Annotated in this window: 16 protein-coding genes and 1 tRNA gene; 6 read left to right on the top strand and 11 right to left on the bottom strand. The window is 62.5% G+C overall.

Going from position 1 to position 15868, the window contains the following annotated elements; all coding sequences use genetic code 11:
• Positions 1–77: 77 nt before the first annotated feature.
• The 3 genes from D3M59_RS00455 to D3M59_RS00445 all read right to left on the bottom strand — a co-directional run bounded on the left by D3M59_RS00455 (position 78) and on the right by D3M59_RS00445 (position 2837).
• Positions 78–1013 (bottom strand): glycosyltransferase family 2 protein, encoded by a 936-nt coding sequence (locus D3M59_RS00455; RefSeq protein WP_233543085.1) that lies wholly within the window; start codon positions 1011–1013, stop codon positions 78–80.
• Between the two features lie 95 nt (positions 1014–1108).
• The gene (tig, locus tag D3M59_RS00450; RefSeq protein ID WP_119530460.1) at positions 1109–2665 is read right to left on the bottom strand and encodes a trigger factor; all 1557 of its coding nucleotides are present in this window, start codon (positions 2663–2665) and stop codon (positions 1109–1111) included.
• Positions 2666–2752: 87 nt separating this feature from the next.
• Positions 2753–2837: transfer RNA gene (locus D3M59_RS00445), tRNA-Leu, on the bottom strand.
• Positions 2838–2954: 117 nt separating this feature from the next.
• Between D3M59_RS00445 and D3M59_RS11995 the strand changes: the two genes are divergently transcribed.
• Positions 2955–3125, top strand: coding sequence for a hypothetical protein (locus D3M59_RS11995; protein ID WP_158581908.1), 171 nt, complete (start codon positions 2955–2957; stop codon positions 3123–3125).
• A gap of 119 nt (positions 3126–3244) precedes the next feature.
• Here the strand turns inward: D3M59_RS11995 and D3M59_RS00440 are convergent, their stop codons facing one another.
• The 8 genes from D3M59_RS00440 to D3M59_RS00405 all read right to left on the bottom strand — a co-directional run bounded on the left by D3M59_RS00440 (position 3245) and on the right by D3M59_RS00405 (position 12606).
• Complete coding sequence (locus D3M59_RS00440) at positions 3245–3874, bottom strand: hypothetical protein (RefSeq protein WP_119530457.1); 630 nt, start codon at positions 3872–3874, stop codon at positions 3245–3247.
• Positions 3875–3885: 11 nt separating this feature from the next.
• Positions 3886–5109 carry a M48 family metalloprotease gene (locus tag D3M59_RS00435; RefSeq protein ID WP_119530454.1) on the bottom strand — a complete coding sequence of 408 codons (1224 nt, stop codon included), beginning with the start codon at positions 5107–5109 and terminating at the stop codon, positions 3886–3888.
• Positions 5106–5879 (bottom strand): hypothetical protein, encoded by a 774-nt coding sequence (locus tag D3M59_RS00430; RefSeq protein WP_147416670.1) that lies wholly within the window; start codon positions 5877–5879, stop codon positions 5106–5108. The genes D3M59_RS00435 and D3M59_RS00430 overlap by 4 nt, the downstream gene beginning before the upstream one ends.
• Positions 5880–5956: 77 nt before the next feature.
• On the bottom strand, positions 5957–7582 hold the full coding sequence (locus D3M59_RS00425) for an alkaline phosphatase family protein (protein WP_119530450.1): 1626 nt from the start codon (positions 7580–7582) through the stop codon (positions 5957–5959).
• 23 nt (positions 7583–7605) lie between these two features.
• Positions 7606–9069: an Asp-tRNA(Asn)/Glu-tRNA(Gln) amidotransferase subunit GatB gene (gene gatB / locus D3M59_RS00420; RefSeq protein ID WP_119532779.1), complete on the bottom strand. Its 1464-nt coding sequence runs from the start codon at positions 9067–9069 to the stop codon at positions 7606–7608.
• Entirely contained in the window at positions 9066–10547 is a 1482-nt protein-coding gene (gene gatA / locus D3M59_RS00415) for an Asp-tRNA(Asn)/Glu-tRNA(Gln) amidotransferase subunit GatA (protein WP_119530448.1), read from the bottom strand. The genes gatB and gatA overlap by 4 nt, the downstream gene beginning before the upstream one ends.
• Positions 10547–10834, bottom strand: coding sequence for an Asp-tRNA(Asn)/Glu-tRNA(Gln) amidotransferase subunit GatC (gatC, locus tag D3M59_RS00410; RefSeq protein ID WP_119530446.1), 288 nt, complete (start codon positions 10832–10834; stop codon positions 10547–10549). The genes gatA and gatC overlap by 1 nt, the downstream gene beginning before the upstream one ends.
• A gap of 32 nt (positions 10835–10866) precedes the next feature.
• A complete protein-coding gene (locus D3M59_RS00405; protein ID WP_119530444.1) occupies positions 10867–12606 on the bottom strand; it encodes a DUF4153 domain-containing protein in 1740 nt (579 codons plus the stop codon).
• A gap of 249 nt (positions 12607–12855) precedes the next feature.
• Between D3M59_RS00405 and D3M59_RS00400 the strand changes: the two genes are divergently transcribed.
• From D3M59_RS00400 to D3M59_RS00385, 5 genes are read left to right on the top strand one after another with little or no spacing between them, the layout of a single operon-like run.
• Entirely contained in the window at positions 12856–13059 is a 204-nt protein-coding gene (locus D3M59_RS00400; RefSeq protein ID WP_119530442.1) for a cold-shock protein, read from the top strand.
• A 56-nt stretch (positions 13060–13115) separates the two neighbouring features.
• Positions 13116–13322, top strand: a complete 207-nt coding sequence (locus tag D3M59_RS11925; protein ID WP_147416668.1) for a hypothetical protein — start codon at positions 13116–13118, stop codon at positions 13320–13322.
• A 59-nt stretch (positions 13323–13381) separates the two neighbouring features.
• Entirely contained in the window at positions 13382–14491 is a 1110-nt protein-coding gene (locus tag D3M59_RS00395) for a DUF3089 domain-containing protein (RefSeq protein ID WP_119530440.1), read from the top strand.
• Positions 14488–14958: a Holliday junction resolvase RuvX gene (gene ruvX, locus D3M59_RS00390; protein ID WP_119532777.1), complete on the top strand. Its 471-nt coding sequence runs from the start codon at positions 14488–14490 to the stop codon at positions 14956–14958. Before D3M59_RS00395 ends, ruvX begins: the two co-directional genes overlap by 4 nt.
• A gap of 12 nt (positions 14959–14970) precedes the next feature.
• On the top strand, positions 14971–15867 hold the full coding sequence (locus D3M59_RS00385; RefSeq protein ID WP_119530438.1) for an aspartate carbamoyltransferase catalytic subunit: 897 nt from the start codon (positions 14971–14973) through the stop codon (positions 15865–15867).
• Position 15868: the final 1 nt, after the last annotated feature.

The following is a 15868-nucleotide window of genomic DNA, read 5'->3' as shown; positions in this document are numbered from 1 at the left end:
TGCAACGGAAGAGTAACAAACAAGTGCGTTCGTCGAACAGCATTGTTCGTCGGTTCGACGAACGATTGGGTGATTAGTTACTTTTCTGCCACAGGCGCTGGATGGGCAAGATAAGCAAGGCGGCGAACTTCGCGGCGCCCGCGGGTTACGGTGTCCAGAATCAATCCTGCGAAAAAGCACAGCACCCCAATGATCGACAGGCCGGTTGCGAGGATCGCGGTCGGGAAACGCGGCACGAGCCCAGTGTCGAGATAGGTGATCACCAACGGGATCGCGAGGATGATCGCTGTGAGCCAGAAGAGCGCGCCGATGCTCCCATAGAACAGCACGGGCCGCTCGACCCGATAGAGGGTGCCGATGGTCTTCAGAATGCGCCAACCGTCGCGATAGGTAGAAAGCTTGGACGCTGAACCTTCGGGCCGTGCGCCATATGCCGTTTCGACCTCGCCGACTGGCATCCGCAGTTCGAGCGCATGGACGCTCATTTCGGTCTCAATCTCGAACCCGGCAGACAGGACCGGGAAGCTTTTCACGAACCGGCGCGAAAACACCCGGTAACCGGAAAAGATGTCGGTGAAGCTGCGCCCGAACAAGCTCGAAAGCAATCCGGTGAACAGTCGGTTGCCCAGCACGTGACCGCCACGATAGGCCTCGGCGACCTCGTGCTGGCGGGTTCCGACAACCATGTCATACTGCTCGTCCACCAGCATACGCACCATCTCGGGCGCGGCCTTGGGATCGTAAGTCAGGTCGCCATCCGCCATGACGTAAACATCGGCGTCCACATCGGCGAACATCCGCCGAACGACGTTGCCCTTGCCCTGTTGACGCTCGGTGCGGACGACCGCGCCTGCAGCACGGGCCAACTCCGCCGTCCGGTCGCGGCTATTATTGTCGTAAACGTAGATCGTCGCGCCAGGCAGGGAGGCGCGGAAGCCGGCGATCGTCTGCGTAATCGCCGCTTCCTCGTTATAGCAAGGAAGCACGACGGCGATGCGCAGGCTGTCATTCACGGCTGTTCCCCCACCCCTGCGGTCCAGGCGCTCTGAAGCGCCACCCCTCTTCACTTACGAAGAAGGGCGGCGCTTCGGCAAGCTTGGCTTAAGGCTTACTTCGCCTTCTTGGCGGGAGCTTTCTTCGGCTCGGCCTTCTTGGCTTCAGTCTTTTCAGCCTTCGGAGCAGCAGCCTTCTTGGCGGGTGCCTTTTCAGCCTTGGCCGGTTCGGCCTTCTTAGGCTCCGCATTGGCCTTCTTCGCGGCCGGCTTCTTGGCAGCAGTCTTCTTGGCTGGCTTGGCTTCCGCATGGTCGTGGCCGCAGCCCGGACCGTGGACGTGGCCTTCTTCGCTCTCAAGGTCAGCTTCAAGCTCGCTGCGCGTCACGCTACGCTCGCTGATTTCGGCTTTGCCGAACAGAAAATCGACGACCTTGTCTTCGTACAGCGGGGCGCGCAGTTGGGCTGCGGCCATTGGGTTCTGCTGAACGTAACGCACAAAGGCCTCGCGGTCCTTCGGCTGATACTGCGCTGCGGCCTGACCGATCAGGCGGTTCATTTCCTGCTGGGTCACGTCGATGCCGTTAGCGGCGCCGATTTCCGACAGGAGCAGGCCAAGGCGAACGCGGCGGACCGCGATGTTCCGATACTCTTCGGCGTCGCCTTCGATTTCCTTGAGCGCGGCTTCCGGATCGGCCTCGTGGCTCGCTTCGTGGCGAAGCTGGGCCATGATGTTGTCATACTCGGCGTCGACCATCGACGGCGGTACCTCGAAGTCATGGTCGGCGGCGAGCTGGTCGAGCAGGCGCCGCTTCATGTGGGTGCGCGTCAGGCCGTTCAGTTCCTGCTGCTGCTGGTCGCGGAGCAGGCCCTTGAGCTGCTCAAGGTCGTTAAGGCCGAGCTGCTTGGCGAACTCGTCGTCCAACTTGGTCTCGCCCGCGGTCTTCACCGCCGTCACCTTGATGTCGAAAGTCGCCGGCTGACCCTTCAGGTTTTCGGCGCCGTAATCGGCCGGGAAGGTGACGTTGAGCTGCTTTTCGTCACCGGCTTTGAGACCAACCATCTGGTCCTCGAAGCCCGGGATCAACTGGCCCGAACCCAAGACGACGGCCATGCCTTCGCCCGTGCCGCCATCGAACGCGACGCCGTCGACTTTGCCGACAAAGTCAATAACGACCTGATCACCTTCGGCTGCCTTGTAGCCCTTCTTCGCGTCTTCATAGCGAGCCTGCGACGCGGCGAGCTGCTTCAGCTGCTCGTCGACCGCCTTCTCGTCGGTCTCGACAGTCAGGCGCTCGAGCTTCAGGCTGTCGATCTTCGGGGCGGGAACGTCAGGCAGGGTTTCCAGGCGAACCCGGACTTCGGCGTCCTTGCCGGTCTCATAGCCCTCGTCCAGCTCAACTTCCGGCTGCATCGCCGGGCGAATCTTCTTCTCCGCCATCAGCTGCTGCACGCTGTCCTGCACTGCAGTGTTCAGCGCGTCACGCATCAACGCCTCGCCGTGCATCTTGCGGATCAGGTTCGGCGGCACCTTGCCGGGACGGAAGCCAGGCATGCGCACCGTCGGCGCAATGCGCTTGATCTCGCCGTCGACGCGCGCGTCGATGTCCTTGGCCGGAATAGTGAGGGTGTAGGCCCGCTTCAGGCCTTCGTTTTCCGTCTCGACGGTCTTCATGGTCACAGCTTCGGTCCTGCTTTCAAAAACTTTTCTAGGCGCTCATTCCGCATGTCGCCTGCCGGTTGGACAGGCTCCATGACGGAATGGTGCGGGCGAAGGGACTCGAACCCCCACATCTTGCGATACTGGAACCTAAATCCAGCGCGTCTACCAATTCCGCCACGCCCGCGCGGACGCCATTCAAGGTGCGCGGCCTATACCAAGGATCGGCGCGGGAGCAAGAGCGACGGGATGAGCAACTTCGGCAGCGCGGCGAGGTTATGTCATTCGAAGGAGAATTAAGTCGATGCAGCAGGATCCGAACCCCACTGCCCCGCCGCCCGAAACGCCGGCCCATCCCAGCGAACCGGCCCCGCCAAGTCAGCCCGCCCAGCCAACCATCCCGCCCGCCGAAGCGCCCAGCCTTCCCGGGGATGTCGATATTCCTGCGCCGGGTGCGCCAGAGCCGGGCAGCTAAGTATGGCAAGCCGCCCGCCCCGTCCGGGCACAACGCCGCCGACCGAGGAGCCAGGGCAAGTACCGCCGCTGCCCGGCGAGCCCGAGCCGCCACCTCCGCCTGATCCGGTCCTGCGCTAGTTAGCGAATCCTGCGCGCCGACCGGACGATCGCCTCGAAGTCGGGCAGCGAGGCATCAAAGTAATGAGATTTGGTCGCGTCCAGGAGGACCAGATATAGTCGGCCGTTGATGATCGCACCCACCGCCCGGCCGCGGCGGCGCACTTCGTCTCCGTCCAAATGTTCGAAGTCATATTGGAAGCCGCTCGCACCGAGATATGAGCGCGGGACCAAGCTCGTCGTTTTGAAATCGACCGTTCCGCCGCGAACCCTGAACAGGCTTTCGATCATCGCGGCGACTTCCGGGGCGGTCATGTTCGACCGGAATTTCGGCACTTGTCGGTCATCCCGGCTGCGCTGCCTCACAACGGCTTTCCCGTCCTTCATCCCCGTCACGAAGCTGATGGTGTCGAGGTAGGGTCCGTTCTGGGTCCAGTCCTCGACCGTGGAGATGTCGTCGAACAGGGTGGTGGATTGCTTATTCCACTCGCGCGGCGGCGTGACGGCAATTGATCCGTTACCCACCCGCACTTCCTTGGCGCGAACGAGCGAATAGCCTCCACCAAACCCGTATCCGCCCCCCTCGAGCGAGCTACAGGCGGCTAGCGACATTGCGGAAAATGACACGAGGACTGCCGATCCGAAACGCATGGATTTCCTCTTCAACTGACCATCATCTGGCGAACGAATGGCGCGTCCGGCGCGTTCGGCGCCATTCGCAAATAGCGGGCAAAGGCCGCATTGGCCTCAGACCGTCGTCCCTGCTTCATCAACATGATCCCATGCCAGCGCCACGCATCCGCCGGCGCATCGGCATAGAGCGTTGCCGCGGCATAACCCTGAGCGGCCCGGACATGGTCGTCCCTGCGATTGCGCAGCCGCCATATTTCACCCTCGTGAAATCGTAGCAGACCGTTCCACCCATCCTTGGCCAGCGTCTCAACGACATATTGGCTGGCGCCGGGATCGTTGAGCTTGACCTGGTCGTCCAGCAAGGTTGGCCGGATCGCCGCCAGCTTCGCCAGATAACGGTCCCGGTGGGCTTCGTATTGGCGGCCGGCGTGCCGTACTTCCGCTGCGGATAGCTTCAAATCCGCCATGCGCGACTCCGGCGCCGGATGGGTAGAAAAAAGAGAGAAATCACGGTCGCGCCTCTTGCGGCGATATTTCGCCGACAAGTCGAGTTCGCCGATCAACTGCTCCCACGTCTCGCTCATGGCCATCGGGTCATAGCCCGCCTCGGCCAGCAACCTGACGCCCATTGCGTCGGCTTCCGCTTCCAGCGTCCGGTTATATTTGAGCAGCGATAGGATCGTGCCGAATTGCGCCAGGCGGACGAGGTCGCCCGCATACACCCCCGCTGCCCCGCCTGCGACGCCGGCGCCCATGGCCAGGAAGCTGAAGACGTCGGTTTTGCGCTTCGTGTCCCGCCACTGGCGAAGCTGGTGTTTCCGCAAGAAATGCGCACTTTCGTGCGCAATCACTCCGGCAAGCTGCGCCTCGTTACGCATGCGCAGCAGGAGGCCGGTGAACACGACCGAAAAGCCAGTCGGAAACATCACGGCGTTGAACTCGGGAATCCGTGCGAGGTAGATGCGCATGTCCCGCGCTGCCGGTCCGCCAACGTTGCCGATCAAGTCGCGAAGATAGGCCGTCAGCGCCGGATCCTGCACGAGCAGGTTGGACCCGGCGACCTCCTCCTCGACCCGTTCCATCAACTGCCACAGGCCCTTTTCGTCCTGATCGACTGCCCGATATCCCGGACCGATCAACGGAACCATGTCCTTGGGCAGGACCCGCGCCTCCGCTGTTCCGGTCACCAGTCCTGCCGCGGCAAGAGCGCCTGCCCCGGTCATCAGGTCACGGCGCGAAACCAGAACGGTCATTGCGCGGCCTTCTGCCGGCGACGGACCTCACGTCCCGGCTTCATCCGATCCAGTAGCCGCTCGACCATCTGCGCGGCGCCCGCATCGGTGCGGATATCGCCCATCTTGATGCCCGCGACCTGGCTTTCCGCGCTCAGAACATTAAACCAGACCACCTTGCCCGTTCGAAGGTCGACCAGGCTGGCGTAGGCGAATTGACCTGCCCCGCCCATTGTCGGCGCACAAAAGCCAACCAAGCACCCCGCGATGCCCAGAACCTGTAGCGCGACCCGCCCGTCGGAAGCGAAACTGTCCTCGGCGTGCAGGAACAGTGCATAATCGTATCCAGTGCGCTGCCCCAGCGCCACGGCATCCCCGCCCAGCGTCCAATCGAGACCCTTGCGCCGCTTGGTCGGCAGGTAAGCGCCCGAATAGCGATGAAGCGCGATCGAGCTCCCAACCGCGTAGTGGAGTCGCTCCAATTCGGCGACCTGCTCCGCGCTAACGCCAGCTATCCCATCGCGCTTTTCTAGGACCATGACGTTGCCGCCCCTCCCTGCTTGCTGGGCCTTCAGCGCCGTGAGCAATTTCGCGCGCGCGGTTTCGGTCCAGTCCGCGCGCGGCTCGACCATTCCGCCGGTGGTAACCGACCCGACCGAAACGTCCGGCCGCATGACAAGCAGCTTGTAATCCCCCTGCGGAGGAGTGAACTCGACGTCTGCATACTGGCGCGTCTGGACGCAGCCGCCCAGCGCCAGTCCAGCCACGAGCGCGATACCCAACCGGCGCACTACATTCTCCCCCGAAGCAACGACTTCGATGGCTATGACTGACGCGCCTTCAGGAAAAAGGCAAGCGTTTCAATCGGCTAGCGAACGGGGCAGGTAACGCCTTGGATGTTGTCGACGCATTCACCGTCGATCTTCGATGCATCGACCGGCAATCCGATCGTTGCTGCCAGCGTCGGCATGATGTCCGCCGTCTCGATCGCGTCATCGCGATTGGAAGCTGCCATCCCCGCGCGCCAGAACAGGATCGGCACCCGCCGGTCATAATCCCATGGGCTGCCGTGCGTTGAAACATAGGACTTAGTGTCGGCGATCGGCGTCACGTCCGGTTTTAGAAGCACGACGAAATCGCCCGAGCGCTCGTCATCGAACGACGCACGCGCGCGCTCGATCAAACTCCACTTGTCAGGCGACCCGGTCGGACTCTTCGCAGCGCGCAGTTCCTCATGAGTAAACACCGCTTCAACCAGTGGATGCGCCCGATAGGCTGCAACGGCTGCCGCCTTGGCCTTCGCCCGCTCCCCCGCGCTCAGCGAGCGGTCCAAATACATGTCCCCGAACGCCCCATCGCCATACAGCACCGGTCCTTTCAGCCCAAGCTTGGCTCCAAGCGTCTTCCCCATCTCCTTGCCGTAGAGATCACTCGGAACACGCACCGCTCCCGGCACGCCATTCAACCGCTTGCGCTCCGGAATGTCCTGCCCGCCATGGTCGGAAGTCAGCATCACGAGGTAATCGATGCCCTTGCTGTCCAGCAGCCGGAAGAAATCGCCCAGGTCGCGGTCAAGCGAGAACATCTGCAGGCAGGTTTCGGCGCCCCCCGTGCCATAACTGTGGCCGACGAAATCGGTCGCGGACAGGCCGACTGAGATGATGTCTGTCGATGGCCCGCGCCCCAGTTGCATCTCCTCGATCAGTGACGCGGCAAGTGCCAGCGTCGCCCCGTCGAACTCTGGGCTAGCTCGGAATGACCGCGCGTCGCCCGCCTTGCGCGCAAAAGCGCCGCCGCCGACCGGTGCCCCGCCGCCCTCGATGGGCACAATCCGCGCCTTTTGCTGGCAAAGCGCCGGCATCTGCAGCGCTGGACGATCCTGCGCGATTGCCTGCGCGACGGCGGTGCGGGTGGCAATCACTGATCGCGGCACCGCCACGCCCTTAAGGTCGGTAACGAACGTCTTCCCGTCCCAATACCAGCGCTGGTCGAGTGCTCGTCCACCCATCATGATTGCCGAGCGATCTTTGCCGGCGACTGCGACATTGCGTGAGCCAGGCCGCGCCGCCTTCAGTAGATCGCCCAGGGTAGGCACGCGCAGGTGATAGGGGCTGACCGTATAGGCGGTCGAGCTGCTGCCCTGCACGCGCTCGTCCTCGGCGCAATAGACGCCCTTGTCACTGCGCTGTTGGCTAAGGTCGAACCAATAATTGGCAATGATTCCGGTACGCGAGGGGCGCGATCCAGTCATGATCGTTGAGTGGCCCGGGCAGGTCTCGCTGGCGTTATGTCCCTGGTACCCGTTGCGAAACGCCGTCCCGCGCGCCAAGCGGCCGATGCCGCCAAACAGCTGCGGCCGATATTCGTCGAACAGGTCCGACGAAAGCTGGTCGACCGAGATGGCGACGACCAGCTTGGGCGGTGGGGCTGACTGAGCGAACGATGGGCTAACGCCAACAGTCGTGGCCGCGAGAGCCAACAGAAATTTACGCATCAAACCTCCTCGCGCCCGCAGGATCAGTCCAGCTTGGCCCTCAACCGTTCATTCACAACGCCCGGGTTGGCCTTGCCCTGCATCGCCTTCATTGTCTGGCCAACGAAAAAGCCAAACAACTGCTGCTTGCCGCCCTTATATTCCGCGACCTTATCGGCATTGGCCGCCAGGATCTTGTCGATCTCTGCGTCGATCGCGCCCGTGTCGCTCGTCTGCTTCAGGCCTTCTCGCTCGACGATCGCGGACGCACCGTCGCCGCTTTCAATCATCTTTTCGAAGACCGTCTTGGCGATCGATCCGCTGATCGTTCCGTCGGCAACAAGGCCAAGCAATTCGGCTGCATGGGTCGCACTGACAGGGCTGTCCTCGATCGACTTACCCAAGCGATTGAGTGCCCCGAAAAGTTCGGCAACCACCCAATTTGCCGCCTGCTTGGGTTCAGCGCCTGCATCCAGTAGTGAGTCGAACCAGCGCGCCGTCTCGACCTCGGCCGTCAGCACGCTCGCATTATAAGCGGTGATGCCGAGGGCCTCGAACCGCTTGCGCTTGGCATCCGGCAGCTCCGGCAGCGACGCCCGGCATTCCTCGAGGAAGCTGTCCTCAAGCTCCAGCGGCAACAGGTCGGGATCGGGGAAGTAGCGATAGTCGTGTGCATCTTCCTTGGACCGCAATGTCCGTGTGACATTCTTGTCGGGGTCGTAAAGACGCGTCTCCTGCGCTACCTGGCCGCCTTCCTCAATGAGGTCCACCTGGCGCCGCGCCTCATGCTCGATCACCGCCATGACAAAGCGCACCGAGTTGACGTTCTTCGTCTCGGTGCGGGTACCAAATTCCTCGCCGGGTTTCCGCACGCTGACGTTGACGTCGGCGCGCATCGAGCCTTCCTCCATGTTGCCGTCGCATGAGCCGACATAGCGGAGAATTGCTCTGAGCTTCCGGAGATATGCCCCTGCTTCCGCTGGAGAACGCATGTCTGGCTTGGAAACGATTTCCATCAGCGCCACGCCTGAGCGGTTGAGATCGACGTAGCTCATCGTCGGATGCTGGTCGTGCATCAGCTTGCCCGCGTCCTGCTCGACGTGAATCCGCTCGATGCCGATCGTCTTGGCGCTCGCCTCATCTTTTTCGTCAAGAAGGACGGTGATCTGCCCCTCACCCACCAACGGGTGGTACAGCTGGCTGATCTGGTAACCCTGCGGAAGGTCGGCGTAAAAGTAGTTCTTCCGGTCGAAACGCGACCATTTGTTGATTTGCGCGTCGATCGCCATCCCTGTGCGAACTGCCTGGCGGATGCACTCCCGGTTTGGAACCGGCAGCATGCCCGGCATCGCCGCATCGACCAGCGATACCTGCGTATTTGGCTCCGCGCCGAAGGCCGTCGCTGCGCCGGAAAAGAGCTTGGCGTTGCTGACTACCTGCGCATGAACTTCCAGGCCAATCACGACCTCCCAATCGCCGGTGGCGCCCTGGATACGATAGTCGCTCACCACCACTTCTCCGCACGATGGGTAAATCCGGCCCGTTCTTCGATCGCCAGCGCGGCGTTGAGGATGCCCTGCTCGTCCAGTTCACGACCGATCAGGTGCAGGCCTAGCGGCAGACCCTGACTGTCCAGCCCGCCCGGAACCGACATCGCCGGAAGGCCTGCCAAACTCGCCGGAACGGCGAACACGTCGTTCAGATACATCGCGAGCGGATCCGACATCTTCTCATTCAGCCCGAACGCTGCCGACGGCGCTGTTGGGGTCAGGATGAAGTCGCATTCACCGAACGCTTGGGCGAAGTCGCGCTTGATCAGCGTCCGCACCTTCTGCGCCTTGGTAAAATAGGCGTCGTAGAAGCCGGCTGACAGCACATAGGTGCCGATCATGATCCGCCGCTTCACTTCTGCGCCAAACCCCGCCGAGCGGGTCGCTGCATACATTGCGTCGAGGTTGCCGCCCTCCGGCGATTCCCTCAGGCCGTAACGGACGCCGTCATAACGGGCGAGATTGGACGAGGCTTCGGCCGGCGCGATGATGTAATAGGTGGGCAGCGCATATTTCGTATGCGGCAGGCTGATCTTGACCGGCTCGGCTCCGGCATCGCGCAGCCACTCCACGCCCTTGTCCCACAGCGCGTCGATTTCCTCGGGCACGCCGTCAATCCGATACTCTACCGGAATGCCGACCTTCTTGCCCTTGAGGTCGCTCGACAACCCTGCTTCCCACTGTGGCACCGGAAGGTCGAGGCTAGTCGCATCCTTGGGGTCGAACCCGCACATATTCTCAAGCAGGATGGCGCAATCGCGCACGTCGCGGGCCATTGGCCCTGCCTGGTCGAGCGAGCTTGCGAAGGCAACAATGCCCCAGCGGCTGCAGCGACCATAGGTTGGCTTGATGCCGGTGATGCCGGTGAAGGCTGCTGGCTGGCGGATTGATCCGCCCGTATCCGTGCCGGTCACGCCCGGTGCCATACCTGCGGCGACGGCGGCAGAGGAACCGCCCGAGCTTCCGCCCGGCGTAAGCGCGGCATTGCTGCCGTCATTGCGCTTCCATGGGCTGATCACGGGACCATAGGCGCTGGTCTCGTTGGACGATCCCATGGCGAACTCGTCCATGTTGAGCTTGCCCAGCATGCCCGCGCCCGCCGCCTTGAGCTTGCCCGAAACCGTGCTCTCGTACGGCGGCTTGAAGCCCTTGAGGATGTTCGAGCCCGAAGTGGAATCCACTCCTTCCGTCGCGAACAGGTCCTTGATGCCCAGCGGAATGCCCGACAGCGGTTTCAGATCGCTCGACTGACGCGCCTGGTCGGCTGCGTCGGCCGCGGCCAGCGCATTCTCCGGCGTTTCGACTGTGTAGACGTTCAGCGCGCGTCCGGCTTCCACCGCGGCGTTGAACTCCTCGGCGATTTCACGCGCTGAAAATTCGCCCGCACGGAACCCGTCGCGGAGCTGGGCGATGGTCTTGATATTAAGCTCGCCCACTATTCGATCACCTTCGGAACCGCAAAGAAGCCGTGCTGCGCGTCGGGCGCATTCTTAAGCACCGCATCGCGGCAATCGCCATCGTTGACGACGTCGTTGCGGAGGCGAAGATGATTGTCGATGACGGCGGTCAGCGGTTCGACCCCGTCGGTATCGACTTCGCCAAGCTGCTCGACCCAGCCAAGGATATTGTTGAATTCGGGCACCATCGCCTCGACCTCGGCATCGCTCATGGCAATGCGGGCCAATTTGGCGACATGCCGCACCTGATCTGCGTTCACGGACATGAGCGCGCGGCTAGCAGGGCGCCGCGCGCCCTTCAACGGCTTATTCGGACCCCCTGCCCGACCGGCCTCTCGTCGACATAGACCTGCCGGATGGCAACGTCCCTGATTTCGATCTTCGCTTTGCCAAGGTCGACGTCCTTCATCGCCGGCGTGTCCGTCGCCACGATCTCCACAACATCAGGCGTCTTAACGGCACCCGCACTTGAAGGCAGCGAGACGGCGAGATCGATGATTGATGCGGATAGATAGCGCTCATCAGCGTAGGTTCGCAAAAGCACTAGCTTGTCGGGGGCAAGCCGAATTAGCGCGCATTGCTGGCGTTCGCTGCAATCGCCAAGTGCCGAAACCCGCCGTTTGAGTTCATCGCTCCACCTGATGTCGGGTGACAGCAACCGCACTTTCTTTTCGATATCCGCCTGACGCTCCACGATTTCCGTTTCACGCGACAGATCCCATCGATTTTTCGTTTTGAGCGCCGTTCCCGCCAATTGGCGTTGCTTGGCTTCGCCAGCTCTGGCGATTTCCTTCAACCGCTCCCGCCCCTCTGGCCCGAAATCGAACGCCATGGCCGTCCAGTCAAATTCCTCCGCCTTGACCTGTCCGCTATTCAGCCTAGCCAGCTGCGACCTTGCACTGATCGCCCCGAAATCGACGATCGGCAGGGCAAGGAAGAAGGCCAGCCCGCACAGGCCGATCGCCAGCTTGGTCTGGAGGGGCCGCAATTTGTCGTCGTAACCGAGACGCCCCTTGCCGGCCGCCCACCACGCCGCAAGCCCATAGGCCACAGCGATCCCGACAGCCACGACGCCCCACATTCGCTCGGGGGTCCAGCCATATTGCCCGATCCGTTGGCCCATCGACACCATGGCAAGGATCGCCAGCGGCAAGACGGTCAGCACCAGCGCGAGCGCCGTATACTGCAACCAGCGGTTGCTGCTGCGCTCTTCGCGACCGTCGCCGATCACCGCATTGGCCAGCAGGATTGCGCCCGCTCCCGACAATAGAAGCAATGGCGTGGCTGGAATGTCGGAATCCCATAGGCCCGATAACCCCTTGAACGGCAACGATAGCAGGAATGCCGCCAGCGCGACCGCCAGCACCGGCGCAAGGACTGAGAACACCACCATCACCAGCTTCTGCAGCGTCGCCACCAGTGCATCGCGCTCGCGCAGCAGGCCGACAGCCGCTCCGAACGCGAAGCCGGCAAGCGTCCAGCCGAACCATTCCTCTTTCAGCAGGTCTTTAAGCGCGTCGATCCCGATCACGTCGAACAACGAAGCGATCAGCCAGGCGAGGAGGAACGTTACGCCGGTAAACGCAAGGCTGGCCGCGCCAATGACCGCGTCGGTCCATGCATGCCGGTGCAGCCGGGCGTAGGGGAACCGCCAAGCCGCTTCGTCGCGGATCGTCTGGAACAAGGGCGCAGCGACCAGCACTGCCAATATTCCCGACAGGAACGGGAACTCCATGATTTCGCCTTGGAGATTGTACTGGGAGGTGAACCAGCCAACGAGCGCAATCACCACGCCCCAGCAGAGCGCGAACCCGGCCGACCAGGTCCAGCGTCGAAGCTCAACGGTGAGCAAGAAGGCGATCGTCGCAACGACCGTGAAGGCGGTGGCCGCCTGCTTCCACACGGGAAAGGTTTGGTTATAGCCCGTGTGGCCGTCGGTCAGGAGGTGAATGACAAGTCCGCCCACGGCTCCAATAGCCGCCATGATCCACGGCCGCGAGGGCCATGCGCGGTCCTCGCTATCGAATCGCTCGGCCATTCTTTTACCCCCCTATTTGTCACCCCGAACTGTCGCTCCGCTCGTTGCTGGAATGGAGCGGCGTAGAGGCGAAAATGCCACGGCACGGTCTGCGTTTTTGCAAAATTGTCAGTAACCGGCTATCAGGGCGGTGCTACCAGTCGCTTGACGCGGGTCTTTTGGCGCTTGGCGCCTTATCTCCTTCCTCTTCGCCTCTCTAGCTGCAAGCGGATCGAATGGCGAACCGCCCGAATGGGAAAGACCCAAATAATGCAAGGTACTGTAAAATTCTTCAACGACGCCAAGGGCTTCGGTTTCATTACTCCGGACGGCGGCGGCAACGATGCGTTCGTTCACGTCACCGCTCTTGAAGCGGGCGGCCTGCGCACCCTGCGCGAAGGCCAGCAGGTCACTTACGACCTGGCTCCTGACCGTCGTGGCCGCGAAAGCGCGACCAACGTCAAGGAAGTCTAGTTTCGGGGCAGGCCCGGCTCTCGGGGGAGAGCCGGGTCGACACTCAAGGAGTATCCATGACCTCGAACTCTACCCACTTCTACCAGTTGCAGGCCGAACAGGCGCGCGACAAAGCGCGCTCCGAGCCACTTAAGAACGTCCGCGAAAACCTCGACCGCTGTGCAGCGGCATGGGATGTCCTCGCCGCTCGCTCGATGCGCTCGGACGAACTCCGTGCGAAGGAAGCGGAACGAAAGCTGCAGGAACCGTTCCTTCCTCGGTAAGGCTTAACCGGTGTGCGGCGCTTGCGCCCTCCCCGGCCTTTTCCTAACGCGCTTGGCCTATGTGTGCCCGCCGTTTTCTGATTTTCATCTTCATCCTCGTCCTTCTCGCCGTTGCCGGGGCGTTTGCCCTATTCCAGTTCGGCGACCGCGTTCTCATCCGCCAGGCAACACCGCAGGGCCATTTTCAGGAACCGCCTACCGTTTCCGGACCTGACTATTCCAAGGATGCCAGCTGGATCACCAAGCCGGGTCTTTCCAACGATTCATCGCGGTGGGTGCCCGAAGGCGTCGTCTCGACCCGGTCGCCCCAGCCGGCGGCCACCTTCTACATACACCCTACAACCTATCTCGAACGCGACCGCTGGAATGCTCCGCTCGATGCGGGGGGCGAGCCGTCACGGCGGGCGCAGCTGTTCGTGGAGAGCCAGTCCAGTGCGTTCAACGCGATCTCGGATATCTGGGCGCCGCGCTACCGGCAGGCCGCGTTCGGAGCCTTCCTTTTGACCAGTGAGGACGCCCACAAAGCCCTCAACTTGGCCTACCGCGATGTGCGCTCCGCGTTCGATGCCTTTCTTGCCGCCCAGCCGGCCGACCGGCCAATCATTCTTGCCGGCCATAGCCAGGGGTCACTGCACCTCCTTCACCTCCTCGCTGACCGCAAGGATGCGCTGAAGGACCGATTGGTTGCGGCCTATGTCGGCGGCTGGCCTGTTTCGGTTGCCGCGGACCTTCCGGCCACGGGTCTCCAGCCCTGCAATACCCCGGGCCAGGCGGGCTGTGTGCTGAGCTGGCAAAGCTTCCGCGACCCGGCAAACCCGACATTGGTCCTCAATGCTTGGGTAGGCACACCCGGTCTGACGGGTGCAAAGCGTAAGCGAGCGGACATGCTCTGCGTCAATCCGCTGACCGGGACGCAGGGCGCGAGGGCAGCCTCCGGTGCGAACCTCGGCACGCTCGTTCCCGATGGCGAGTTCGCCAAGGCGACCCTTACGCCCTCCATCGTTGGCGCGCATTGCTCGAAGGGGTTCCTGCTGATCGACGGCGATGTACCCGACCTCGGCCCCTATGTGCTGCCTGGCAACAATTACCACGTGTACGACTATGCGCTTTTCTGGGGCTCGATCCGTGCGGATGCTGAGCGGAGGCTGGCCACTTGGCGTACCCGCTGATTGCCACCACTGCCGCGGAATTCGCCGCTTCCGTTCCGCACGGCCGGCTGCTGGGTCTCGACGTCGGGACCAAGACCATTGGCCTTGCGACCTGCGATTCCGGCTGGAGCTTCGCGACTCCTGCCGGCACGATCCGCCGGACGAAGTTCACGGCGGACATGGAAGCGCTGAAGGCGTCTATCTCGAAGCATGGCATCGCCGGCTTGGTCGTCGGCCTGCCACTCAATCTCGACGGCACAGACTCTCCTCGCACACAGTCGGTCCGCGCATTTGCCCGGAACCTTCATCCCCTCGCCCTCCCCTTGCTGCTGTGGGACGAGCGCTGGTCGACGGTCGCCGTCGAACGGGCGATGATTGAAGCCGACATCAGCCGTGCCAAAAGGGCGGAGAAGGTCGACGCGCACGCCGCTGCCCATATCCTCCAAGGTGCGATCGACGCGCTGGTCAATCTGCCGCCCGCAGGTTAGTGGGCGGCTTTAATGCACCTGCTTTCCATTGATAGTCTCAGCGACGACCAAATCGCGACCATCCTCGACGAAGGCGAGCGATGGTTTTCCTATAATCGGCAGCCCCGGCGCAACGACCACCGGCTCGACGGACTGACAATCGTCAACGCTTTCTTCGAAAATTCGACGCGAACGCTGCTCAGCTTCGAAATCGCCGCCAACCGCCTCGGCGCGCAGGTCGTGACGATGCAGGTCGAGCACAGTTCCATCAAGAAGGGTGAGACGCTGGAGGATACGGCCCGCACGCTCAACGCAATGCGGCCCGACATACTTGTAATCCGCCATAGTGTTAGTGGCGCTCCCGCCAGCGTTGCAGCGATTATGGATTGCCCGGTTATCAACGCCGGTGACGGCGTCGGTGAACATCCAACCCAAGCACTGCTCGACGCAGCCACGATTCGACAGCATTTCGGACGTATCGAAGGCCTGAAAATCGCCGTCTGCGGGGACTTGAAGCACAGCCGCGTCGCTCGCTCCAACGCGCTGCTGTTGAAGCGCCTCGGTGCCGACCTGCGCATGGCTGGCCCCGAATCCCTAATCCCTTCCTCGATGGAAGCCATGCAGATCGATGAAGCGGTCGAGGGCGCCGATGTCGTGATGATGCTGCGCGTCCAGCGCGAACGGCTTGAGGAAGACCTAGGCGACGCTCCAGGAGAATATCTGTCGCGCTACGGCCTCACCGAAGATCGATTTGCTCAAACCGCAGAAGGTGCGGTCGTCATGCATCCGGGCCCAATCAACCGTGGTGTCGAGATCGAAGGGTCGCTTGCTGACCACCCTACCCGTTCGCTGATCGTCCGGCAGGTGGAGATGGGCGTTGCGGTCAGGATGGCTTGCCTCGACCTCCTGACCGCGTCGCGTTTGAACTAGC

The sequence above is a fragment of the Sphingomonas edaphi genome, from assembly GCF_003583725.1.
GTDB classification, from domain to species: Bacteria; Pseudomonadota; Alphaproteobacteria; order Sphingomonadales; family Sphingomonadaceae; genus Sphingomicrobium; species Sphingomicrobium edaphi.
This window is presented reverse-complemented; position numbering and strand designations above follow the sequence as displayed.